The sequence below is a fragment of the Diaphorobacter nitroreducens genome (assembly GCF_002214645.1).
GTDB classification, from domain to species: domain Bacteria; phylum Pseudomonadota; class Gammaproteobacteria; order Burkholderiales; family Burkholderiaceae_C; genus Diaphorobacter; species Diaphorobacter nitroreducens.
Window position 1 is genome coordinate 1,021,981 of sequence record NZ_CP016278.1, and the last position, 24,677, is coordinate 1,046,657.

Below are 24,677 nucleotides of genomic sequence, written 5' to 3' on the forward strand. Positions count from 1 at the left end.
GGGAGGGCGTTGGAATTAGATCGGACCTCTCCACCAAACAGCTTCAAAGGTAATCACTCGCAGTGACCGCTTCTACATTGATCAGCCAGACGCGCTTCGTTGTCCTCGATACCTCGCACTTGGCGGGGCTGGCTTCCGACTGGGCTTATGCCGACCGCAGCCGGAGGCGCTCGGCCGAAGCGTTTGTGCCTGACCTTGTCGAGTGCGGATGGCTTCCACTGCTCTGCTGGCACCAAGTGGAGGAACTGCTGCAACATAAGGACGACGAATTGGTTGACCAGCGCCTGCGCTATCTCAGAAGCTGGCCGCTGGTGGCTTGGGTGCGCCCCTCAGACCCGGACTCTGGTCCTGGTTCGGTGCTGGAGGTGTTGAAGGCCGAGGTACGAGCAGCGTATGCGCACTCCGGCGCTGAATTGCTCCAGGTGCGCGACCTCGCGCGCAAGGGGCTGTTTTGGTTGGTCCAGGTTCCGAGGCCATTCCCGATGGTTTCCAGGATTGGCGGGTTCTTCGGGCGCCATTGATCAATCGGCAAGAGGGTTCGCGCAGAGTGGCTGCTATCGCGCGGTGGCGTGCGACGAACATCGACAACGTGCGCATCTCTGACTTGCTAGCGAAGCCCTTCCGAAAGGCCGAGGATGCGAATCGTGCGCTTCAGCACCTCCGCAACCAATTGGCCGACGAGATCGCCACGCGTGGAGACAAACGTATCGCTGATCCCGGCGCGATGGCAGACAATTTTTTTGCAGAGGTTGCCCGTGAAGGCCGTGCGATTGCTCCGGGCGGCGATCTGCCGCCTGTCATCCAACTCCTGCTGATGGCGGGCCTTGAACTGGACGACATCGACCTGTCTGCGACGGTCGGTCAGACTACCAATCTCTTGATCTTTCATGAGCGGTTGCGGATGGTGGCGGACGCGAGTGGGCTACCCTGGCAGGCACTCAAGCAAGTTGTGACGCAAGATCGTTTGCCTGTCACCGTCATCGAGGAATGCATGCGGGCTCATGCCCAAGACCAGCCCGAGCGCAAGGGCAGTGACCTGAACGACACCCATCTTCTTTGCTTGGCTCCCTATGCTGATGTCACGTACGTGGACAAGCGCACGCTGGAGAGCGTTCGTCGGGCAAGAGGGAAAGTGGCAGCTTTCGATCAACTCATTGGCGAGGTCCGTAAGGCAGGTGGTCATGGTGAGATATCCGCTGCACTGAGTCCCAGCGCGTGTTCCAGTCCTTGTGAACAGGATGTCCGGCGCTCTTGAACGCCCCGCCGTCCCTTGCCCGCGTATTCCGACAAGAGCACCTCAACTACTAGACGACGTCGGCCCTCGGTGTCTTCTCCCATCCGAGGGGCAGAGTTGACAGCGTTAGCTGCTTTTGCTTACGATTCGCGTGCGGTTCAAGCCGAATCGTGGGCAAGTTGGCGCCCGTCAGTGCACGCACCGGACCATGTCCGGCACGGCAAAGCCAGTTCGTTTGCGAGGCTTCTTTCCCCGGCTCAATGACCTCCACTTGGAGAGCCGGACAACGCGTGCCGTCCCTCGATGCTCTCTAGGAGTTCATCCATGGCAGCCGCTGCCGCGCCGCTGGCGCAACCCACTTCCCCTCAAGACCTGCAGGCCACGGCCGCAGCCCTTTGGACTTTCGTCCATCTCAAGATCCCACGCTTCACCTCAGCGGTCGCGCTCAAGGTGGTCGAAGACCTGCAGCCCAAGGTTGACGAAGACCCCAAGGCGCTGGCCAAGCGGCTCCGCAAGGCCTTGAGCAGCGTCGGCGTCTCGCTCAAGCACACGGCGGCGCTGGACGCCGCGTCCCGCATCCTTGGTCACTCGAGTTGGCATGCCTGCAATCGGGAACCCGCGGTGCCGAAGCTCAAACTCACCATGGTGGTCAAAGCGCCGGAGGAGCAGTTTTCGAGCTGGCACGAGCTCGCGCCGAGGCTGGCCGAATGGCTTGAGGCTTGGCACCAGGTCAAGCCCACCAAGGTGTTCGAAGTCCGCTTCGGGCACGACTTCATCTTGGTCTGCGTGCCGGAGCCGAAGAAGGACAGCCAGGCGGGCGAGACTGAGATGGTGCCCGCGCTGTCCATCAACCCTATCGGTGAGGTCAATGGCTGGCTGACCGAGGCACCGGCGACCTTCGAGATGGTCCGCCGGCGGCTGGAAGAAACCGAGAAGGCCATCTTGGACGGGGTGGCCACACTCCAGATTTGCGGGCGATACGGGCCTGAAGTTCTGGCGAAGCTGCCGGCCGTGCCCCAGCCGGTTACGCCGGACGACACCTGCAATTCCGAACTGGTTCTCCTTCGGGAGGACAACGAGCTGATGCCGGGCGATGGGTTTGAAATCGCCCGTGGAGATGAGATGACGTGCTGGGCCCAGCTCGAGCTGGCCGTCAAAGACGAGGCCAAGGGGCAGCCGCTGGAGATTTCGCTGGAGGAGGGGGCCTGGCGCGTGGGGAAGGGCCGCTATGTGTGGCAGATGACAACCCTGCATCCGGAGGACTATGTTCCCGGCCAAGTTCACACGACGCTCACCGAGGCAGAATCCGAGAAGCTTCTGCGGCGCTACCGCCTTGCCAAGCGCATCCTTGGCGGCAAGGTGAAGCACCACCACGTCACCAAGCAGCTGAAGTACCTGAGCGGCCCGGACGACACCTACCGCGTCGACCTGCATCGAGTCTTCCACGCCCTGAACGACGCCGGCCACGACTGGGACTCGTTCTGCGCGGAAACCGGCATCGAGCAGGACAAGGTGCCCGAGGTGAAGGTCGGCTTCGTCATGACGCTGGCCGAGCACCTCAAGCTCAAGGACCCCAACAGGCTCTTTGCCTCGCCGCCTCGGGCGAAGCTGGCCAAAGCTGCCGATGACACCCTCATTCGCTCGCTGATGCCGCGGGTGGACTTCGTGCGCTACCGGACGCCGCGGGACCTGGCGCCCGACCAGGTCGAAGGTATTCGCGATGCCATCGAGGACTTCAGCGCCTCCATCCGCGTCCAGAAGATGCAGCAGATGGGGCAGCTCATCGACCCCAACGACCCGCTGCCGTACCTCTGCTACGCGGGCGACGGCGAGGAGTTGCGGCTCAAGCTCGAGGAGCTGGGCCTGGAGATGTACGTCGGCGTGATGCCGCACCTCGTGTCGACCGAAGGTGTCATCGAGAAGCTACCCGGAATGTGGTCGTATGCCTTTGGACACGCCATCTATCTGGACATCGACCGCATCGAGGAGGGGGCATGAGCAAGAAGTCGAAGAAGAAGCCGCAGGCAACCTTCGGGGTCGCTGCTGCGGCCGACGCCGCTACCGTCGAGCTGGATGCCTTGCCACCACCACAGTTCCGCTTGGCCGAGATGCAGGCGTCCGCTCGAGCGCACTTCGAAAACAAGGCATGGGCCGAAATTCTTGCGTTGGGCCGGGTGCCGTTGACGGCCATCCACGAGGATGACCGGAAATCGGCAGAGGTGTGGCTGCTGCGGGCCAAGATTCTTGGCCTCTATCCGCCCAGCGTCCGGTCTCCCTACGAACTGGCAAGGGAGGTTCGCGAGGAGTACGAGGGCGCACTCGAGCAGTTGGCCGCCCGCGTCGACGCACTGCATACGCTGCAGCCCGAGTTCGACCTGTACCTCGACACTCTGGGCTGGTCGATTGACGATTGCGCACAAGCGCTTCGTCGCCTGTCGCGGGCCTGCATGGAGCTGACGAATGTCGAGTGGATACGGAAGCTTCGCGGGCGCGCCATGAGGCTGCTCAGGGCTCTCGATGGCCAGGACGAGGAGATTTCAGCCGCCGAGCAGCAGACGCTGGCCGCCCTTCCAGACCTCACCTTGGCGCTCAGCGAAGCCTATGCCGCGGCAGAGCAGGGCGGCGCACTCGATGAAGTGGGCCGCGCTCTCGTCAATGTGCTGCGGCTTGACCTCGACCTGATGATGGCGGACCCGTGGGACTACGCACGAGTTGGTGATGCGCTTCTCCGGCTTCCGAGCCCGAGCGAGAATGCCCTTGTCGCCTTGGCCAAGGACGAATCATCGGCAAGCGCCCAACTGCGGCTGACACCGCGAGCCTGGGCCTTCATGTGGATGCTCGAACACGACTCCGACGTGGGCTTCGCCGAACTGCTGCAGCGCTTCCCTGAGCCCTTCGCCTGCGACGCTTGTGAAGGGCTTCGCCGTGTGCTTTGTGCTCTGTCAGCCGCGCCCGCCGACGTGGACAAGCACTTGTCGCTTGCCGTGCATGCCTTGATGCGATTTGTTAACCAGGATGCGCATCGGTTCGGTGATCAACTGACGATGACACTGGGCGAGGAGGTGCGCGAAATTTACGTTGGGCCGGCAGGACTGCACATGGCGTCGGTCGGCGACCTGCTGCTGAGGCTGTACGAGCATTCGCCCGAGGACTTCCCCCGGCGAGCCGAGCTCAAAAGCCTTTATCGAATTTTCACCGCCAGTATTCAGTATTCCCCGTTGGAGGACGAGGACCACGGCGACCAGGACATGCCGGGCCTCGCCTGGTTGTGCGAGCAGAGCATCTCATTTCAGTTCGCGGTGGCATACGCCATCCAAGGCGTGGCGGGGCGGATGCGATTGCTGCTCGACGCCATGCGCCGCACGACAAGTGCTGGCATTCCACCGTCGCAGAACTACTACTCAGGCGACCTCGATGGCGAGGACCTCGATGAGCCGGAGGCCGGGCCGTTGCTCGATGCGCTGGAACAGCTGGCGGCGGTGCGCGGCCAGATGGATGAGAAGACCCAACGCATGTGGCGCGAGGTCGCGGGGGACATCTTCGACGCGTTGTCCAAGCTTGGCGACAAGGTGCGAGCCCATCTGCTGCCCCTTGCACGTGAGTTCAGCGATGACCTTCTTGAGAAGGGGCATGCGTTTCGGCTGGCCTACCTCGAGCAGGTCGTGGGCGACCCCGACGATGCACTGCACTACTACCTCATCGACCTCGACACTGCCGAGAACGTGCCCGAAGTCGGTGTGAAGAACGCCAAGCTGCTTTGGGCGCGATCCGACGATTTGGATCAAGTGCAGCAGTTCGTCGACAAGCTCCAAGACGTGAAGACCTCGAGCCGCGCCGACGTGGTTCAGCAGCTCCTGACGGATGCGAAGGCGCGACTTGCAAGCCTGAACAAGCGCGACCAGTTCGAGCGAACGGCGGTGAGTCGCTGGCCATCGCTGACCGCACCTGCACGCAAGCTGCTCAGCGTGTTCGCCAGCATCAAAAGCTATAACGGGCTGGCCGAGGTGGCCGAGTACGCCGGCATGGACCTGACATGGGCCGGACGACACTACGACAAGCTGGTCGAGCTCGGGATGCTCTTGGTCACGGACAAGACCTTCCGCATCAATCCGCACATCGCGCCACTGCTTGAACGCGAGTCTCAGCATGCGGTCATTGGCAGGATTGTTCGCGCGCAGGGCACCAGTGCGGTTAAGCAGGTGTTCAACAGCCAGCGCGAGTTCACCATCTACCAGCTGCTGGTGCAGCTGTGCCCCAACCACCTCGTGTTTCCGAACTGCTCGCTGCAGAGCGTCATGAGCTACGAGCGCATGAAGGAGCTAGTGAGCGAAGACGACTTCGGTTACTACCTGCGGGCGAGCGTCGATATCGTCGTCGTGTCATCGACGACCTACCTGCCCATGTTGGCCATCGAGGTCGACTCGGTCTGGCACGACACCGAACGCCAGCAGCGGAATGACGACAAGAAGGACCGGCTGTTCGCGTCGGCTGGCATTCCGTTCATGCGCCTTCGGCCAGTCGGCAGCCCATCCGAGAACACCATCCGAGCCCAGGTAGCTGAGCACGTTGACGAGTTGGTGCGGAGCTTGCGCGCCGACCTGCCAGGGTACGACCAGGCGCGCGGGCTGCTGGAAGGCCTGTCAGGTGTTCGAGCTTGAACCAGCTACAACAGAGGAGGAGGCTGAAGTCAGCCACGGCGCCCGTGATGCCCCTGTCGCTAGCGTTCCAATGGCTTTGGTCGGACGTGTTCGCACAGCTTCGTAGCCTTAGGTGTCAACCCTAGTCGCGTACCTGTCCAGGGCCTCCCGCCTCTCATCGCTGGTCATTGACTCCATCACCGGCCTCTTTACTCCGGCACGTGGAAAACCAGCACGGTCAGAATCAGCTCGCGGTTCTTGTCGCCGTTGCTGTGCAAGACGTACCGGAAGCCGCTTTCGTGTGACCAGTCGATGACGCGCTTGAAGTTTGTGTGCGCCTTGGCAACGCTGTCGATACCGCTCAGGAGTGCAAGCCAGGATAAAGCCAGTTTTAGCTCATAAGCCTTTTGGTTATTTGGAGTGGTTTTATATTCAGATTTGACACTCAATTGGTCGGCTGTAGTGTTTCCAGCGGTTCAATCAGCGTCACCCATCCCTGCAGCGTAGCTATCGTTTGTCGGATCTCAGAGGTTGCATCATAAGCAAGCTCGGGCAAACTCTCTTTTTTTGTGGATCCTGACAATCCGGCGCCGTTGACCACAACATGCGCCATCCCGTGAAGCCGCAGCAGGACATCTCGAAGGCCATCCGGGCCTCGCGCATGTCCAACAATGCTGTCCAGCTCGTCAACTACCCGCAACAATGCGGTAGTGTCGTAGCTGCCCTGTACGCGGGTTAGCGCGGCCCTGTCCAGCCGACCATAGGCAGTGAGGACCGTGGAGTCAAAATCGCTCATGTTCCTGCTCCCTTTTGGCCGACGCGCTGCGCCTCTGCCGCCACCGCGGCTGCCGCAGCGCGAGCGCGCTTGGCCGCCTCACGAAACTGTGATTCCTTGACCCAGGGCTCCGGTGGCCGCTTGAGGTCGAGGTGATAGTTGCCAAAGCGCTTGATACCCGAAGTCATATACGGACTCAAGAATTCGACATCTGCCGCAGAAACCGGCTCCCCATCTGCGTACATCTCCTGAAGCACCCGCATCATGTCCACTGTGTTCTGCAGGATCACCGACGAGGCGACCAGGTCGATGAAGCGCACCCGCTTTTGTTGCTCGTTCGGATCGTTCTCGTTGATCACGTCCCCGCCGAAGTCCAGCCATTTCGTGAAGGCATGGTATGACTCGATCTTGTTCGTCGTGGCACTCACCTCCTGACGCATCTCCTTGCTGGAAATCCAACGCAGCAAGTAGACCGTACGCAGCACGCGCCCGAGTTCGCGTGCTGCGGCAAAGAGCCGGTTGTGGCGCCCTTCCTGGCTAAGCTTGCGCAACAGCATCGGCGAGGCGATTTTTCCGGCCTGAATCGATATGGACACCTGCATCAGATCTCGCCAATGGTCGCGGATCAGCTTCCAGTCCACGACGTCGCTGAACAAACGGTCGATATGACGGAAACGCATGCCCTTCTCTGGGCGATAGAAGCGCAGGTCCTTCCAGTTTCGGATGCGCGGCATCAATTGAATGCCCGCCAGGTGCGTGAAGGCAAATACCGTTTCCGACTGGCCATGGGTATCCGAGTACACAGTGTCGGCCTGAACGCTCAAGCCCGCCTTCATCAGGCCCTCGATGACGTAGACTGCTTCCAGTACCCCTGGTGGTATGAAATGGCGAAACACCGCGATGTAGTTGTCGGCGACGTGCCGATACGCAACCGCTCCCATGCGCCGGTAGCGGAAATGCATGCCTACCAGCAGGTTTTGGTCGTAGAAATCATGCTGGGTGCCATCGGCCGCGACTTTCTTGCCCTCGCCCCACAGCTTGGGTAGCTCAAGCCGCAGGTACAGCTCGGTCAGATCCCGGCAGGCGTTGTCCAGCTGCTCCAGACTCATATGCCGCTGGTTGGCATAGGACAGTTGATGCGGTGTCACCCCGTTGGACAGATGGCGCGCTGCCTGGTTGGGCCCCAGGTTGCAGCCCATGGCAAACACGGTGAGCAAGTAGCGCTCGCGTGCGTTGCGAAGTTTGGGATCGTCGCCCGACTGCGGCCCAAAATTCCGGGTGAATCCTGTCCAGTGCTCGATGTTGGCGAGAACATCCAGCAGGTTGCGAGGGACTGTGCGGTTTTCAATGGCGGCGTGCAAGGCGATGGCGGATGCAGGCACTTCGCGCGCGGCGACACGCCGCAGCGTCGGTTCGCCAGTGCTGCCAATCACCACGTCGCCAGCATGCTGCGGAAACTCTTCGTCGATTTTTTTGACCGTCTCCGTGAGCAATTGCTTGAGGCCGTCCACAAATTCACTCGCCGTGGCCGGAATGCCGATTCGGTCGCAATAGGTTGGCAGCAACGCTTCGCACTCGTTCCAGGGCAAAAGCTGCAAACGATAGTCTGCAAAGGACTCCGAGCCTTCAATGCAGACATCGCCTGAACGTAGATCGCCACTCAAGTAGCTGAACACGCACACTTCGAGATAGCGACGGTTCGTGGGATGGCCCAGCCCATGCGAGCGGCGCACCAGCTTGCGCCAGCGCTCGGAGGCGAACGAAAGCGCCAGGTCGTCCTCGATCCACTCCACCTTGCGATGTTCGTTGGCGAGCACGACCTGGAGGGCATCCAGCAGACTGCGGTCCTGAGTGGCTGCCACGAAGCGCAACGCCTTGGCCATCCGGAACATCGCTGCGCGCCAACTGCTGAAGGCCTTCCAGACCAGCGGCAGATGGTTGCCACCACTCCACACACGGATTGCCTCACAGTCCGTCGTCAACTGATCAAGATTGCCGTGCGGAGCGAGTAGATCTCGAACGCGCTGACCGGTACTCGCGTCATCCAGGTTTTCGGCAAGGATCTCCAGCACCTGCTCAAGCGTGGCGACCAATTCTTCGCTCAGTTCGCGCTGGCGTGCCTGGATCACCTGCAGTTCTTCCCTGGCGCTTTTGTGGATGGCTCCGATGCGGCGAGTGAACATCTCGGCCACATCGTCGCGAGCTCTCACGCGCATTTGCCGAATCAATGCCAGGATCAGCGCGTAGCGCTTGGCCGGTAGCAAGTCCTTCATGTCACCCGCATCGAGCGCCGATGCCATGCCCGCCATATAGTTCAGCTTGGTTACAGGCACACCGTCGAGAAGCGCATCGCTGTCCGGCAATGACTCAAGCCAGGCCAACTGGTCGAGCAGCAAATCAAGATGCTTGCGTGAGGCTTTTTTTGCCGATTTCTTGATCTGGTTGTACAGGGTTCGCCGGGCGGGCAACTCGGACGCCAGCAGCCGATCAAGCCATGCGCGCTGGGCCGAACTAAGGCGCTCGATGATTCGATTGTGCAAGGCGGTCTCCGCCGCCGAATGGGCTTGCTCGGAGATTTCGTCGAGTGTGCGAAACGCCGGAAGCTCGAAACCCAATCGCACCAATTCCTCAATGGTGATGTTGATGATGTCAACACGGGTTTCCACGATATCTGCAGCCTGCTGGGCGATCTGGATAGCCTGCGTTCGTGTTTGCCCGTCGGTGTAGGGCCTCACACCGAGCAATTCCCGTATCGCCTTGTGGTGGCGGTACAGCGTGGCCAACGACGCAAACTCGATCTTGTCGGTCGATGCCATGCCCAGCGTGGCTGAAACATGCTCAACAACCGCGGCAGGAATGGTGTCGAGCGCCGGGAAGTGGCGTAGGAACTCAAAGCATTTGAGCAACACGAGGATCGCCAGGCGACGCTCGGCCGTGCGCGAGTGTTGTTGAGCCCACTCAATTTCCTCGGGCTTTGGCGTAAAAGACGTTTGTAGGTCCTTGAGCGTCAACGTTCGAGGAAATCGAGGATACGCAGTACGTTCGATGCTCGCCATGGCGCAAACTCCGACAAGGCAGGGTTAGTGTGAGCACACAGCGTAGCTGATGGCGTCGGGTGACCTCGACTGGATCGGGGTGATCTCAATTTCGGTGTTGAACACCGGGTTAGATGTCGAGGGTTAACCCTTAATCATCCATAAGCGGAACGGTACCGAGTTAGCTGCAAACAAGGCCGCGCTCGGCATGCAATGGGATGGGCGTCCCCAACCGCGGCCGGCGAGTCTGCCCAAGCGCGATTAGCCACGAGCCCGGGACCTGCATCTGCGGCTGCCAGATGATGCGCATCGTAGAGGACGTGGCCGAGAAGCTGCACTATCAGTGTCGTGCGCTAGACGTTCGCAGGACAAAACCGCTCGATGCTGCGCAAGATTTCTCATGGTCTGCAGGCTTTTTGATCTCATTTGCCGAACGGAGGATGAGTCGCAGCACAGAAACTAGACACACGGCTAGCCATTCAAAACATGTAGTTACCTTGTCCGGCGATCATCACCACTACTTGTTGGTTACATTCAATCTCAATAATCACAAAAGTGAGCGAGGGGGGTAGATGGCCGACGAACATGACGCCATGCACGCGATGGCGGGGGAACCGCTGCCATCGCTTGAGCAGGACGAATCAGGCTTACGGTGCCTGCTCATGATGGCGCAGTACCATGGTTTGCGCGCCGACCCCGCCAAGTTGCGCCACGAGTACGGCCAGGCTTCTTTCGACACCACCACGCTGCTGCACGCGGCCAAGACCCTGGGGTTCAGCGCCAAGCTCGTGCGACAGCCTGTCGAGAGGCTGCGCAAGGCGCCGCTGCCCTGCCTGGCCTTGGATACCGACGGGCGCTTCTTCATCCTGGCGAAGGTCGACTCCTCCTCCAATGAGGCCAGTCGGCAGCCCTCGACAAACACACCACCTTCGACCGCAGTCGAACCACCAACGCAGGCGAGCCGGCTTTTGATCCAGCGTCCGGGCGAGCCGCCGAGCGTGGTGACGGAGGCTGCCTTCACTGCGCTGTGGAGTGGTGAGTTGATCTTTCTCACCAGCAAGGCCAGCTTCGCCGGAGAGGTTTCGCGTTTCGACTTCAGCTGGTTCATTCCCGCGGTCGTCAAATACCGCAAGCTCTTGGGCGAAGTGCTGTTGGTGTCCTTCGTGCTGCAACTCGTAGGCCTCATCACGCCCCTGTTCTTCCAGGTCGTGATGGATAAGGTGCTGGTCAATCACGCCCTGCAGACGCTGAACGTCATCGCCATCGGCCTGCTTTGCGCCACCGTGTTCGAAGCCGTGCTGACCGGCATCCGGACCTATGTGTTCGCGCACACCAGCAGCAAGATCGACGCGGAACTCGGCGCCCGGCTCTTCCGCCACTTGCTGGCACTGCCCATGGCTTACTTCCAGTCGCGACGGGTTGGCGACTCGGTGGCCCGTATCCGGGAGCTGGAAAACATCCGTGCCTTTCTCACCGGCAACGCCATGACGCTGGTGCTGGATCTGGTGTTCTCGGTGGTGTTCATCGCCGTGATGCTGTGGTACAGCCGCCCGCTCACACTGATAGTCGTGGGATCGATTCCGGTGTATGTGATGCTCTCGCTGGTGTTCACGCCCATGCTGCGCGCACGGCTCGACGAAAAGTTCCATCGCGGCGCAGAGAACCAGGCCTTTCTGGTCGAGACCATCAGCGGTATCGACACCGTCAAGGCCATGGCCGTTGAGCCGCGCTGGCAGCAGCGCTGGGACAAGCAATTGGCCTCCTACGTGGCAGCCAGCCTGTCCACCACCAATATCGCCACCGTCGCGAGCAACGGCGTCATGCTGGTCAGCAAGCTGGTGACGCTGGGCATCATGTGGATGGGCGCCACGCTGGTCATCGATGGCCAGCTCACCGTGGGCGAACTGATCGCCTTCAACATGCTGGCCGGCCAGGTGTCCAGTCCCATCCTGCGCATGGCCCAGCTGTGGAACGATTTCCAGCAGGTGGGCATTTCCATGAGCCGCCTGGGCGACATCCTGAACGTACGCACCGAGATCGAAGGCAACAAGACGCGCATTCCCCGTCTGGCAGGTGCCATCGAATTCGACCAGGTGTCGTTCCGCTACCGGCCCGATGCGCCTGACGTCATTCGCGGTATACAGCTCAGGATTCGCCCGGGCGAGGTGATCGGAGTGGTGGGCCGCTCCGGCTCGGGCAAGAGCACCCTGGCCAAGTTGATCCAGCGCCTCTATGTGCCCGATCGCGGCCGTGTCTTGGTGGACGGGCAGGACATCTCCATCATCGATACCGCGTCGCTGCGGCACCAGATTGGCGTGGTGCTGCAGGAGAACGTGCTGTTCAACCGCTCCGTCCGTGACAACATCGCGCTGCTGAATCCCACCGCGCCGATCGAGAGAATCATCCAGGTGGCCAAGCTCGCCGGCGCGCACGATTTCATCTGCGAACTGCCCGAAGGCTACGACACGCTGGTCGGCGAGCACGGCAGCGGGCTGTCCGGCGGCCAGCGCCAGCGCATAGCCATCGCCAGAGCCCTAATCGATGATCCCCGCATCCTCATCTTCGACGAGGCCACCAGCGCGCTGGACTACGAATCCGAGAAGATCATCCAGGACAACATGCGCCTCATCTGCCGCGGGCGCACCGTCATCATCATTGCCCACCGCCTGTCGGCCGTGCGCGACGCGCACCGCATCGTCGTGCTGGAGCGCGGCCAGATCGCGGAAGTGGGGTCGCACGCTCAGCTGCTGGCCAACCTACGCGGCATCTACAGCCACCTGTATCGGTTGCAGCAGGGCAGCCACCAGCCAGCTCCCTGCGGCGTGCCGGAGTCAGCCAGCGTGGGAGCCGCCCAGCCATGAGCCTCAAGCATAGAATCCAGGCGCATGCCGAGCTGTGGAGCCGTTACAGCCGTACCTTTGGACATTTCTGGCGGCATCGCACCGAACTGGGCGGGGAGATGCTGCGCGAGGACGAGGCGGCGTTCCTGCCAGCCGCCCTGGCCGTGCAGGAAATGCCCCCTTCTCGCACTGCGCGCTGGATTGCACGGGTGCTCATCATGCTGGTGATCACCGCCTTCGCGTGGGCCGTGCTGGGGCGCATGGACATCATCGTCAATGCCGCCGGCAAGGTCATTCCCAGCGAACGCAGCAAGACCATCGCCGCCGTCGAGACGGGCAGCGTCGTCAGCCTGAGCGTCGCCGAGGGGCAGACCGTCAAGGCGGGCGACGTGCTGCTGCAACTCGACACAGCCGCCCTTGACGCCGAGCGCGACCGGGCGCTGGGAGAAAAGAGCGAAGCCGTGATGACCCTGACCCGCAACCAGGCCCTGTTGGAGGCCGTGCAGCGAGGCAGGCCGCCCGCCCTCGTACCGCGGGATCAACTCAATCATCAGTACGGCATTGATCTGGACGCCGGTCGTTGGCATGCCGCCAGCCATCACGTGCATGGGCAATGGCAAGACTACGCCGCCAAGCGCAAAAAAATCAGCGACGACGTCGCGCATTACGCCGAGGCCTTGCCCCTGGCCACGCAGCAGGCCGCCAGCTACAAGAAGCTCGCTGCCACCAACGATGTCTCCCGCGACGCGTGGCAGGACAAGGAGCAGGCCCGCCTTCAGTTGCAGGCGCAGCTGCAGGAGGCGCACAACCAGCGCGAGGCGCTGACCGCCGAAGTCTCCCGCCAGGCGCTGGACCAGATCGCCGAGGCGCGCCGCATCGCCTCGGCATCCACGCAGGAAGCCCGGCGCGCGGCCAGCACCAGCAGGCTGCTCACCCTCAGGGCGCCCGTCGATGGCACCGTTCAGCAGCTTGCCGTGCACACCCTGGGCGGCGTCGTGCAGGCCGCACAGCCCATCATGCAGATCGTGCCCAGCCAAGGTCCGCTGGAGGTGGAAGCTTTCATCGAAAACAAGGACAAGGGCTTCGTCCGTGCCGGGCAGTCTGCCGCCGTCAAGGTGGACACTTTCGAATACACCAAGTACGGCACCTTGCCGGGCAAGGTCACCCACGTTTCGCAGGACGCCATCCCCGACGAGAAGCGCGGCCTCATCTATGCCGTCAAGGTGCTGCTCGACGAGACCACGCTCGATGTCGAGGGCGAGCCGACCCCCATCACGCCGGGCATGGCCGTCAGCGTCGAAATCAAGACCGGTGACCGCCGTGTCATCGAATACGTGATGAGCCCCCTGATGCGCCACACCAGGGAGGCATTGCGTGAACGATAGATTCTGGTCTCCTTCGAGTGGCATCCTGCGCCGCGCTTGTGGCGCCCTGGCGCTATTGCCGGCACTGGCCCTCGGGCAGGGAGGCCATACCAGGCAAGGGCCAGAAGCGGCCCTGGCCACTGCCATGGCGAGCGACAAAGCCGACGTCAGCCGCCCTGGCACCTGGCGCGACCGCATCAACCCGTTTCAAGACCCGCTGCGCACGGAGCCCCGCCAACTGCGTCATCCGCTGGTCGTGCCACTGCCTCCTGACCTGCTGGCCGTCCCACCCGGCTCGGCCCGGCAGCAGCCGGCCGCCGGCGGCCTGCTGCCGACTGAGTGGCCCTGCGCAACGCGTGATGCGGCCGGCAGCGCGGGCAGCCCGCAGCAGGCCTTGCGTCTGCTACAGGACACACAGGCCGACTCTTCTGATCGGGCCGCACCATCGCCGCTACTGAACCTGCCCACCGCCATCCACCTAACGCTGTGCCACAACCCCCAGCTGCGCGCCAGCTGGAGCGCCGTGGCCCAGCAGGCGGCGCAGCTGGGGCAGGCCCGCAGTGCCTACCTGCCCCAGCTTTCTGCCGGCGTGGCGCGTCAGCGCAGCCGCGTCGGCTTTAGCGGGGTCTCCGTTCCGGCGCAGACCACCAGGGCCACCCGCCAACACGCCATCGTGAGCTGGCGTCTGTGGGACTTCGGCGCCCGCAGCGCGCGAGTCGATGCGGCACAGGCCCAGCTACAGGCGGCCCTGCGATCGCAAGACGCTACCGCGCGGCAGGTGCTGGGTGAGGTGTTGCAGGCCTACGGCGAGTTCCAGGCCGCCCATGCCCGCCTGGCCACGCAGCGCAGCTTGCTGCCCCTGGCCGAACGAGGCGTGCAGACCGCGGAGCGCCGTAAGGTCGGTGGCGCTGGCAGCGCCAACGACCTGCTCCAGGCCACAGCGGCATTGGCACGCACCGGTCTCGAACTCAGCCGCAGCCAGGGTGAACTCGACAAGGCCCAGGCCCGGCTCACCTACTTGATCGGCCTGCCGCCGGGCACCGCTTACCGCACCGAAGCGGCCGAACCCGTGCCTGGCGAGGAATCGCCAGCTGCCAGCGACGACCCGCACCAGCTTCTGGCCCGCTCGCTGGACGAGTGGCTGGCCCAGGCGTCGCAGAACCATCCCGCCATCCTGGTGGCCCGGGCGCAATGGCAGGCCGCCCAGGCCAGCCTCAGGGCCGTGCAATCCGAAGGGCTGCCAACCCTGGACTTCAATCTGGCGCACTACCGCAACGGCCGGCCCGAAGTGACCCTCACCGACAGCCGATCCCACGAAAACACGGTGGGACTGACCCTGAACATCCCGTTGTTCGACGGCTTTGCCCACAGCTACAAAGTGCGCGCCGCCCAGGCCCTGGTAGAACAAAAGGCAGTCGAGCTGCAGGCCACCGAGCAACAGGCGCTGCAAGACATCGTGCAATTGCATGCCGAGGCCCGCGCCGCGCTGAACAACCTGCAGGCCGCACGCAGCCTATTTGCCGTCTCCAGTGACGCGGCGGCCTCTTCCCAGCGGCAGTATGAAATGGGGGCCGCCGACATCGTCCAGCTCAACCAGAGCCTCGGCAACCTGCAGCAGGCCCAGATGGAACTGGCGCGCGGCCGCACCGACTGGAACAAGGCGCGGCTCAGGCTGTGGCTGCAGGAAACATCAGCGGAAGCGTTGGAATAAAGGGGCAAGCTCATGGCCGACCATTCTTTCTTTCGTAAAACCGCAGCGGCATGCCGGCAGTGTGGCAGGCCAAGACTAGGGCGAAGCCAACAATATCCCTGTATTAAATTTACCTCTCAAACATACGCAAGTGAGCTTTTCTAAATTTGAAAATCAAATCTGGCTTGAGATTCTGGTGCTTATTGTTTTTGCGATTTTCTATTTTATTTTAAGGTACTTAATAGTACGGAGGTCAATTACGTATGCAGAGTATGAAAAATGCTTCTTTACTTTTATTGCACTTGAAAGTTGTAGATGATTTTTTGCGTGAAACCTTACCGCTGAGCTGGCCATCAGTCATCTCCCCCACCATAGGCACCACCTCCGACCCCCTGGTCAAAAAGATCATCTACGTCGACCCCCTGATCCTGGACCTGGATGGCGACGGTCTGGAGATCACGCCGTACAGCGCGCTGGTGTTGCAGACGCGCTTGAAGCCGTATCTCGATACGGTGGAAGTGGCGATCGAATTGTCCGTTGATACCACTTCATCCAATGAGTCGAAATGGAGTATTTGCGCTTGACTGATCGCTTTCCCGAATTAGAGTGTCATGCAGGGAATTCCGCTGTGTGGCTTGAAGAGATTGCGCTGGCGCTCCATGGAATGCCATGGCTATTGACAAATTTGACGTCTGTAGGGTGGGAGAATTTATGAAACCAAGGGTATTCGAATCAAGGCTGGAGTTCTTGTCTATGTATACGGTCCTGGGAGTGTGGTGCATTGGGATTGGTGTTGCAGCTTTTGCACCTATCGATATCCTGGAGAAAGTGCCGGCACTCAAAATTTATGTTGAACAGATGCTTGGATTGATAAGCTCTGGGAGCAGATTGGGCTCACGGTCAAACTTTCCACAAGTCACGCAGCTTTACTACGCTCTATTAGCTTGGACTATTCCGTTTTTTGTCATCATTTCGCATTCGTGGATGATGACTCGTGTGGCAAAAGATAGAGATGGTCTTCTATTTAGGAGAAAGCTGAGCATTGCTAACAAAGTATGGTTCATTCTACTTATACCGATTTGGATCGCATTCATATATTTCGCGTCATTAAATCACGGAGGAGATACGCGACTAATCCCGTTCGGTGGATCAAGGTGGGCTCTCGGGATATTCGGCATCGCATTTCCGTTGGGAGTGGGGGCCATGATCGCGGTGATTAGCTTCAGTGTGCGTCGTGTGTTCTTTGAAAATGGAGGCAACTGTGAGTGATTCGATGACAAAAGAGCATTTTGCTCAAACCATGCAAGATGCGGTGACCAATCCTTGGCTTTATATCGGTGCCGAGACAAATTTGGCGACGGTGTTTGCGAACGACACCTTGAAGGTGTTTGACGACATTACGAAATTCGCTGATGAAATTCGAGATGGGCTGCTGTCCGAGGCGCAGAAATTCCAGAGGGCCGAGCTGTTCTGGCGACAGTTGTCCACCGAACTCAGTACCGAAATAGATGGCCTGAGGGGGCGACTCAGTACGACAGCACAGGTGTGGGCGGATAAGGCAACAGATGCTCTACAGAACACGCATGTTCTGGACGACATTCAACACACCAAATCGCCAACAACGCTGCTGACTGCCGTAAGCGAAATGTCCAGGATGCTGGGGGGGATGGTCGCAGCCGCGCAGTTGATCGCTGAGTTGAACAAGGAGACCACGCCAACTGGGCCTTCAGTGGAGGATGTCACCAAGGCCACATTGGGGATTGCTGCAGGGGTGTTGGTCACGCTGCTCGCGGGGACCACATTGCCAGCAATTGCGATCGGCGTAGTTGTCGGCATTTTTGTGGATGTTGCTTGGGACGCGTTCGCCGAAGATGGGCTTTCGACCGAATTCAGAACCGCCTCCTTCTGGGACGTGTTCTACGATTTCTATTCAGATCAGAATGTCAGCGGCGTTGCCAACACCTCCTTCTACAACGGCACGCGCTCGCGCCCAGTTGCGCGGGACCCGTTGGCTATTGATCTGGACGGCGACGGCGTCGAAACCGTGGGTATCGTTCAAGGTGGCAACCCGGTGTTGTTTGACCACGATGCGGATGGCACCCGCACGGGCACTGGCTGGCTGCAGGGCGACGATGCTTGGCTGGTGCTGGACCGCGATGGCAACGGCAGCATCGACAGTGGGCGCGAGCTTTTTGGCGTCGATACCCTGATCTCGGGCACGGCCGGCACAGCCAGCGCTGTATACGCGCGCAACGGCTTCGAAGCCCTGCGCACGCTGGACGCCAACGGCGACGGCGTGTTCAACGCAGCAGACGCCGCCTTCACGCAGGTGCGTCTGTGGCGCGACCTGAACCAGGACGGTGTGAGCCAGGCGGGCGAGCTCAGCACGCTGACCAGCCAGAACATCACCGGAATCGGCCTCACCCCGAGCAACACGGTGACCAATCTGGGCAACGGCAACAGCATAAACGGCACAGCCACCGTAACTCGCAGCAACGGCGCCACCACCACCGCTGCCGGCGTGGCTGTGAACACCACCGCGGCCAACCTCGATTTGGCCAACAACCCGTTCTACCGAGAGTTCAACACCCCTGTGACGCTCACCGAGGCTGCAGCAGCGCTGCCGCAGATGCAGGGCAGTGGGTGGGTGAGGGATCTGCGCGAGGCCATGAGCCAGGGCACGCCGGAGAGCGAAGCGCTGGTCGCCAAGATGCAGGAATTCGCCGCCGCTGCCACGCACAGCGCCCAGATGGCACTGCTCGATGGGGTGATCCGCGCCTGGGCTGCAAGCAACCAGACCCAGGCCCTCACCTCGGTAGACGACCCGGACCGGCGCTTCGTGCTCAACGGAGACGCGGCTACCTCGGCGCTGCTGCAAGCCTATGTTCCTGTGCTGGAAGCCTTCAATGGCGTGACCGTCGAGCAGGCCGGCATGCAGGCACCCACGGTTCAAGGCAGTGTGCGGACGTACAACATTTTCCCGTCCTCAACAGGCGCTCAACAGGTCGCGTTCTTTCTGAATGCCTACGCGGAACTGAGCGTTTCTGTCTACGAGGCGCTGGTGGTGCAGACGCGGCTGAAGCCCTACTTGGACTCGATCGAACTGGTGATTGATGAGTCAGGGGTGCGGTTTGAGACCATCGCGCTCGATGCGTTGCTGGAGTCAGCCTACACCGCCGACCGAAGCAAGGGCTTGGTTGATCTGGCGCAACTGATTCAGTTGAGCAAAGAAGCGCTGGCTGAAGTTGGCTTCGATGGCACAAGAAAGCTCAGCGACTGGATGGCTGCGCTACCCGCTGGCTCACCCCTAATCGCCGAGTTGCGTGCGGTCGGCGTGTTTCGTGGCGCCGAGCAAAGTGGAACGCTGGGGCACGATGTTTTTCTTGGCGATGCAAGCGCCAACAGTTTTTACGCTGGAACAGGCAACGACGCTCTCCGGGGCGATGCGGGCGCCGACATGCTCGATGGTGGCGCGGGCGCTGACATGCTCGACGGTGGAGACGGCAATGACACACTGTATGGCCAAGGCGGAGCCGACGTACTGATTGGAGGTGCGGGCAATGACAGCCTGTACGGAGCAGGCCAGTACGGAGGGGGTGGCCTGGGTGATGACGACACACTGGACGGAGGTACTGGCAACGACCGCTTGGTCGGTGGCATGGGCAGCGACGTTTACCTGTTTGGTCGAGGCGATGGCCAGGACTTGATCGACAACTGGGCTGATGCCTGGAGCGGCGCTGCCGATGTCAACCCGAACAAGCAGGATGTGCTGCGGTTCAAGGAAGGGGTGCTGAGCACGGACGTGACACTCAGCCGCAGCGGTGACAGCCTTATTGCGAAGATCAATGGCACGAGCGACCAGGTCACGGTGCAGAGCCACTTCGTCAATGATGGGGTGACCCCGCAGGGCTACGCCCTGCATGCCATCCGCTTTGCTGATGGCACGGAGTGGAGCTACGCGGATATCAAGGCCAAGGTGCTGGTGCCCACCGAGGGTGCAGACCAGATCACCGGCTACGCCGGTGATGATGTTCTGGGCGGATTGGGTGGGAACGACACGCTCAAAGGCGCTGGTGGCAACGACACGCTCGGCGGCGGTGATGGAGACGATTCGCTCCAGGGCGAAAACGGCAACGACACCCTCATGGGCGATGCGGGCGCCGACATGCTCGATGGTGGCGCGGGCGCTGACATGCTCGACGGTGGAGACGGCAATGACACACTGTATGGCCAAGGCGGAGCCGACGTACTGATTGGAGGTGCGGGCAATGACAGCCTGTACGGAGCAGGCCAGTACGGAGGGGGTGGCCTGGGTGATGACGACACACTGGACGGAGGTACTGGCAACGACCGCTTGGTCGGTGGCATGGGCAGCGACGTTTACCTGTTTGGTCGAGGCGATGGCCAGGACTTGATCGACAACTGGGCTGATGCCTGGAGCGGCGCTGCCGATGTCAACCCGAACAAGCAGGATGTGCTGCGGTTCAAGGAAGGGGTGCTGAGCACGGACGTGACACTCAGCCGCAGCGGTGACAGCCTTATTGCGAAGATCAATGGCACGAGCGACCAGGTCACGGTGCAGAGCCACTTCGTCAATGATGGGGTGACCCCGCAGGGCTACGCCCTGCATGCCATCCGCTTTGCTGATGGCACGGAGTGGAGCTACGCGGATATCAAGGCCAAGGTGCTGGTGCCCACCGAGGGTGCAGACCAGATCACCGGCTACGCCGGTGATGATGTTCTGGGCGGATTGGGTGGGAACGACACGCTCAAAGGCGCTGGTGGCAACGACACGCTCGGCGGCGGTGATGGAGACGATTCGCTCCAGGGCGAAAACGGCAACGACACCCTCATGGGCGATGCGGGCGCCGACATGCTCGATGGTGGCGCGGGCGCTGACATGCTCGACGGTGGAGACGGCAATGACACACTGTATGGCCAAGGCGGAGCCGACGTACTGATTGGAGGTGCGGGCAATGACAGCCTGTACGGAGCAGGCCAGTACGGAGGGGGTGGCCTGGGTGATGACGACACACTGGACGGAGGTACTGGCAACGACCGCTTGGTCGGTGGCATGGGCAGCGACGTTTACCTGTTTGGTCGAGGCGATGGCCAGGACTTGATCGACAACTGGGCTGATGCCTGGAGCGGCGCTGCCGATGTCAACCCGAACAAGCAGGATGTGCTGCGGTTCAAGGAAGGGGTGCTGAGCACGGACGTGACACTCAGCCGCAGCGGTGACAGCCTTATTGCGAAGATCAATGGCACGAGCGACCAGGTCACGGTGCAGAGCCACTTCGTCAATGATGGGGTGACCCCGCAGGGCTACGCCCTGCATGCCATCCGCTTTGCTGATGGCACGGAGTGGAGCTACGCGGATATCAAGGCCAAGGTGCTGGTGCCCACCGAGGGTGCAGACCAGATCACCGGCTACGCCGGTGATGATGTTCTGGGCGGATTGGGTGGGAACGACACGCTCAAAGGCGCTGGTGGCAACGACACGCTCGGCGGCGGTGATGGAGACGATTCGCTCCAGGGCGAAAACGGCAACGACACCCTCATGGGCGATGCGGGCGCCGACATGCTCGATGGTGGCGCGGGCGCTGACATGCTCGACGGTGGAGACGGCAATGACACACTGTATGGCCAAGGCGGAGCCGACGTACTGATTGGAGGTGCGGGCAATGACAGCCTGTACGGAGCAGGCCAGTACGGAGGGGGTGGCCTGGGTGATGACGACACACTGGACGGAGGTACTGGCAACGACCGCTTGGTCGGTGGCATGGGCAGCGACGTTTACCTGTTTGGTCGAGGCGATGGCCAGGACTTGATCGACAACTGGGCTGATGCCTGGAGCGGCGCTGCCGATGTCAACCCGAACAAGCAGGATGTGCTGCGGTTCAAGGAAGGGGTGCTGAGCACGGACGTGACACTCAGCCGCAGCGGTGACAGCCTTATTGCGAAGATCAATGGCACGAGCGACCAGGTCACGGTGCAGAGCCACTTCGTCAATGATGGGGTGACCCCGCAGGGCTACGCCCTGCATGCCATCCGCTTTGCTGATGGCACGGAGTGGAGCTACGCGGATATCAAGGCCAAGGTGTTGCAGGGAGGCGCTGGAAACGACGTTCTCAACGGCTATGCCTCGAACGATCTGCTGAGTGGGGGAGCAGGTGATGACGTGCTCAATGGACTGGCGGGCAATGACACCCTTGATGGAGGAGCCGGGTCCGACACTCTCGCTGGGGGCGCAGACAACGACACCTATGTGTTAGGCCTTGGGTACGGAGCTGAGACCGTGCAGGAGAACGACGCTACCAGCGGCAACACCGACTTGTTGCGCTTCCTCGAGGGCGTGACCACCGACCAGATCTGGTTCCGGCAGGTGTTCAACAACCTGGAGGTCAGCATCATCGGCACCAGCGACAAGGCCATCGTCAAGGACTGGTACCTGGGAGCCGGCCGCCACGTGGAGCAGATTTGGGCGGATGGCAAGGTGTTGACGGATAGCAAGGTACAGGCCTTGGTGGATGCCATGGCTGCGTTTGCTCCGCCGTCAGCGGGGCAGACAACCTTGCCAGCGGCCTATCAGGCGGCATTGACGCCGGTGATTGCTGCCAACTGGAGTTGACACCAGACTCCCGCACGTGCGTCCAGTCCAGGAGTCGCGGAAGAAAACTGAGCAAGCCCACACCGAGGTCATGGGCTTGCTTCACGATGGCCCCGGCCGCTACCTGCGCACGAACGGTCTTCAGTTCCAGGCCGAGGGCGTTGGCCACGGCCTGGTCTCAGGAGTCCGACCACCCAAGGCGATGGTTCCTGGAGGTCTGGTCGTGCCGAACGTCGTCCTCCGTATGCACATAGATGCTGGTGGTAGCAATGTTCGCGTGACCCAGGTTGTCACGGACCGCCTTGAGATCCATGCGGTCGCTTTGATGGGTACCGGCCGTATGGCGCAGCCAGTGCGCCGAAGCCTGCTCCACATGGGCGGCGGCGGCCTCATGCTCCGGCCCTCGGGCACGCAGGCGCGCTGCGGCCTCTCGAAAAACATCCTTGACCAACTCGTGCACGGCGCTGCGGGCCATGGGGCGTGCGGCGCCAATGACTGGAATTAACAGGGGAAGGTTTTCGTCCTCGCGCGGAAGCGGGGACAGATCATTGGCCTTTCGGTAGCGCATCAACTCCGACACCAGTTCGTCCGTTGCCGGGACTACCCGCGTTTTTTCTCCCTTGCCCCGGACCTCCAGCCACCAACGCTCGCGCCCATCGGCGCCCCGGCGCCAGTAGAAGTCGCCCATGGAGTTGTGGCAGACCTCGGAGATCCGAAGGCCTCCGATGTAGAGAAGGGAGAAGAGCCACCGGTATCGGGCCGCCTGCCGGGCAAGGCGTGGCGTATCGATTGGAAGGGACTCGATCGTCGCACGCACCTGCGCCCAGTGCTCATGGGGCAGGAATCGACTGGTTTTCGCCGGTCGCACTACGGCTTTGCGCCGGCGCAGGGCAAGGGGGTTGCCCGCCAGATAGCCTGCCTGGACCAGCCAGTTGAACAGACTGTTGAGGATGGACAGGGCCTGACGCTGGCTCTGCCGGTCTAACGGCTTGGCAAACGGTCGCCAGTGGGGTGAGCACCGGGGCGCTTTCTGCGCGACTTGCATGATCCACCGGTTGGCGGGTTGCGGGTCTGCGAGAAAGCGCTCGTACGCCAGGAAGTCCTCGTGGGTCAGATCGGACAGGGCCCGGCCGTGCTGATACACGCACCACAGCAGCAGCCTTTCCGCTTCCTTGCGGTAGCTGGCCAGTGTTGCAGGGGAGTCCTGGTAGCGCGCGAGCCAGGCAAGGACGGCCGAGCGGTCGTCAGCCGCTGCCACCTGGGGGAGAGCGGTGGCCCGGTTGCGGCCTCGCTCACCGGTCAAGTGCTCCGGCAGCTTCAACTCATCCAGCGGCATCAACTGCTCCGATTGCACCCCTGCGACGGCAATTTCACTCATAGTACAAATTTTATGGACATTAGAGTAATTATGTCCAAAGATTGAAAATAAATTCATTAAATCGTACGTTATACGTTGTACTATTTAATAATGAACCAAAAACTTGAGATCCAGGCCGAGGTTGAAGCCCTGCGGGAGCGATTCAGCGACACCAAAACGCTGTACCGCGAAGTCTGCGCACTGCTGTTTTTCCGGCATGGCATCACACCTACCGCAAGCAAGCTCTACCAGCATGTGCGCAAGGGCTCCATGAGCGCCCCGGCCGAGGCGTTGGCCAAGTTCTGGGAGGAGCTGCGCGACAAGGCGCGGGTGGAGATCGACCACCCGGATCTGCCCGATGCGCTGAAACAGGCCGCAGGTCAGGCCGTCAGCGTGCTGTGGGCCCAGGCTACGGAATTGGCGCGCGAGGAACTGAAAGTGCTGCGTGTAGAGGCCCGCACGGAAGTCCAGAGCGCCCAGGCAGTCGCGCAGGAGGCTCAGCAGCAAAACACCACACTGGAGGCCCAAATCCAGGCTACACAGGACAAAGTCATCGAACTGGAGAGCCGACTTCAGGGCTTAGCTGGTGAGTTGGACCAGGAGCGGCGCGCGCACGCTGCAAGCAATGCACGGGGGGACGCACTTTCGCGGCAGGTGGATGAGCTGAAGTTGGAGCAGTCCAAGAGCAGGCAGCATTTCAGTGCGGAACTGGAAAAAGGACGTGCGGCCATCGATGAAGCAGCCCAAAGGGCCACCGAGGCCGAACGCCGGGCTCTTCGCGAGATTGACCGAGAGCGCACCGCACGTGCGCAGGCGGACAAGCAGTTGGAGCAATTACGGGGCAAGCTCGCTGAGACTGAGCGGGATCATCACGCCAAATTCCTGGAAGCCAATGCTGCCCAGACCCGGTTGGCAGCAGAACTGGACAGCGCAAAGGCCTCAATGGGAGAAAGCGCTAGGGTGAACCAGGTGCAAGGCGTAAAGTTGCAGCAAGCCCTTCAGGCCGTGGCGCAGTACAAGGCTGAAGCCGACACTTTGCGCACATTGGTCGCGCAGTTCAAACCAGCACAGAAGTCCACGCGCAGAAAGCGTGAAAACGAGAGCCCAGACGGTCGGTGAGTGGCGCTTCTGGACC

General features: G+C 61.4%; 15 protein-coding genes. 11 read left to right on the plus strand and 4 right to left on the minus strand.

Annotated elements, in window-relative coordinates; genetic code table 11:
- Positions 1–62 precede the first annotated feature (62 nt).
- The 4 genes from BA022_RS04830 to BA022_RS04850 all read left to right on the plus strand — a co-directional run bounded on the left by BA022_RS04830 (position 63) and on the right by BA022_RS04850 (position 5,892).
- Positions 63–521 (plus strand): hypothetical protein, encoded by a 459-nt coding sequence (locus tag BA022_RS04830; protein WP_148665125.1) that lies wholly within the window; start codon positions 63–65, stop codon positions 519–521.
- 68 nt (positions 522–589) lie between these two features.
- Positions 590–1,255, plus strand: coding sequence for a hypothetical protein (locus BA022_RS19055; protein WP_187306016.1), 666 nt, complete (start codon positions 590–592; stop codon positions 1,253–1,255).
- Between the two features lie 303 nt (positions 1,256–1,558).
- The gene (locus BA022_RS04845) at positions 1,559–3,232 is read left to right on the plus strand and encodes a hypothetical protein (protein WP_088886723.1); all 1,674 of its coding nucleotides are present in this window, start codon (positions 1,559–1,561) and stop codon (positions 3,230–3,232) included.
- Positions 3,229–5,892, plus strand: coding sequence for a DUF2726 domain-containing protein (locus tag BA022_RS04850; RefSeq protein ID WP_088886724.1), 2,664 nt, complete (start codon positions 3,229–3,231; stop codon positions 5,890–5,892). The genes BA022_RS04845 and BA022_RS04850 overlap by 4 nt, the downstream gene beginning before the upstream one ends.
- Positions 5,893–6,080: 188 nt before the next feature.
- Here the strand turns inward: BA022_RS04850 and BA022_RS04855 are convergent, their stop codons facing one another.
- The 3 genes from BA022_RS04855 to BA022_RS04865 are packed head-to-tail and all read right to left on the minus strand — an operon-like array spanning position 6,081 to position 9,702.
- Positions 6,081–6,320 (minus strand): hypothetical protein, encoded by a 240-nt coding sequence (locus tag BA022_RS04855; protein WP_088886725.1) that lies wholly within the window; start codon positions 6,318–6,320, stop codon positions 6,081–6,083.
- On the minus strand, positions 6,317–6,667 hold the full coding sequence (tnpC, locus tag BA022_RS04860) for a Tn3 family transposase post-transcriptional regulator TnpC (protein WP_088886726.1): 351 nt from the start codon (positions 6,665–6,667) through the stop codon (positions 6,317–6,319). The genes BA022_RS04855 and tnpC overlap by 4 nt, the downstream gene beginning before the upstream one ends.
- Positions 6,664–9,702, minus strand: coding sequence for a Tn3 family transposase (locus tag BA022_RS04865; protein ID WP_088886727.1), 3,039 nt, complete (start codon positions 9,700–9,702; stop codon positions 6,664–6,666). Before BA022_RS04865 ends, tnpC begins: the two co-directional genes overlap by 4 nt.
- Before the next feature lie 572 nt (positions 9,703–10,274).
- On the opposite strand from BA022_RS04865, the gene BA022_RS04870 reads away from it, so the two are divergent.
- The 6 genes from BA022_RS04870 (at position 10,275) to BA022_RS19570 (ending at position 22,206) form a co-directional block, all read left to right on the plus strand.
- Complete coding sequence (locus BA022_RS04870) at positions 10,275–12,542, plus strand: type I secretion system permease/ATPase (protein ID WP_088888515.1); 2,268 nt, start codon at positions 10,275–10,277, stop codon at positions 12,540–12,542.
- Entirely contained in the window at positions 12,539–13,906 is a 1,368-nt protein-coding gene (locus tag BA022_RS04875; protein ID WP_088886728.1) for an HlyD family type I secretion periplasmic adaptor subunit, read from the plus strand. The genes BA022_RS04870 and BA022_RS04875 overlap by 4 nt, the downstream gene beginning before the upstream one ends.
- Before the next feature lie 124 nt (positions 13,907–14,030).
- On the plus strand, positions 14,031–15,596 hold the full coding sequence (locus BA022_RS04880; RefSeq protein WP_088886729.1) for a TolC family protein: 1,566 nt from the start codon (positions 14,031–14,033) through the stop codon (positions 15,594–15,596).
- Positions 15,597–15,838: 242 nt separating this feature from the next.
- Positions 15,839–16,159 (plus strand): hypothetical protein, encoded by a 321-nt coding sequence (locus tag BA022_RS04885; RefSeq protein WP_088886730.1) that lies wholly within the window; start codon positions 15,839–15,841, stop codon positions 16,157–16,159.
- A 169-nt stretch (positions 16,160–16,328) separates the two neighbouring features.
- A complete protein-coding gene (locus tag BA022_RS19065; RefSeq protein ID WP_187306017.1) occupies positions 16,329–16,844 on the plus strand; it encodes a hypothetical protein in 516 nt (171 codons plus the stop codon).
- Positions 16,845–16,848: 4 nt separating this feature from the next.
- A complete protein-coding gene (locus BA022_RS19570; RefSeq protein WP_187306018.1) occupies positions 16,849–22,206 on the plus strand; it encodes a calcium-binding protein in 5,358 nt (1,785 codons plus the stop codon).
- Between the two features lie 157 nt (positions 22,207–22,363).
- On the opposite strand, the gene BA022_RS04895 is transcribed toward BA022_RS19570, so the two are convergent.
- The gene (locus BA022_RS04895) at positions 22,364–23,563 is read right to left on the minus strand and encodes a tyrosine-type recombinase/integrase (RefSeq protein ID WP_228403710.1); all 1,200 of its coding nucleotides are present in this window, start codon (positions 23,561–23,563) and stop codon (positions 22,364–22,366) included.
- Positions 23,564–23,653: 90 nt separating this feature from the next.
- On the opposite strand from BA022_RS04895, the gene BA022_RS04900 reads away from it, so the two are divergent.
- Positions 23,654–24,661, plus strand: coding sequence for a DNA-binding protein (locus BA022_RS04900; RefSeq protein ID WP_088886733.1), 1,008 nt, complete (start codon positions 23,654–23,656; stop codon positions 24,659–24,661).
- The last annotated feature ends 16 nt before the right edge of the window (positions 24,662–24,677 follow it).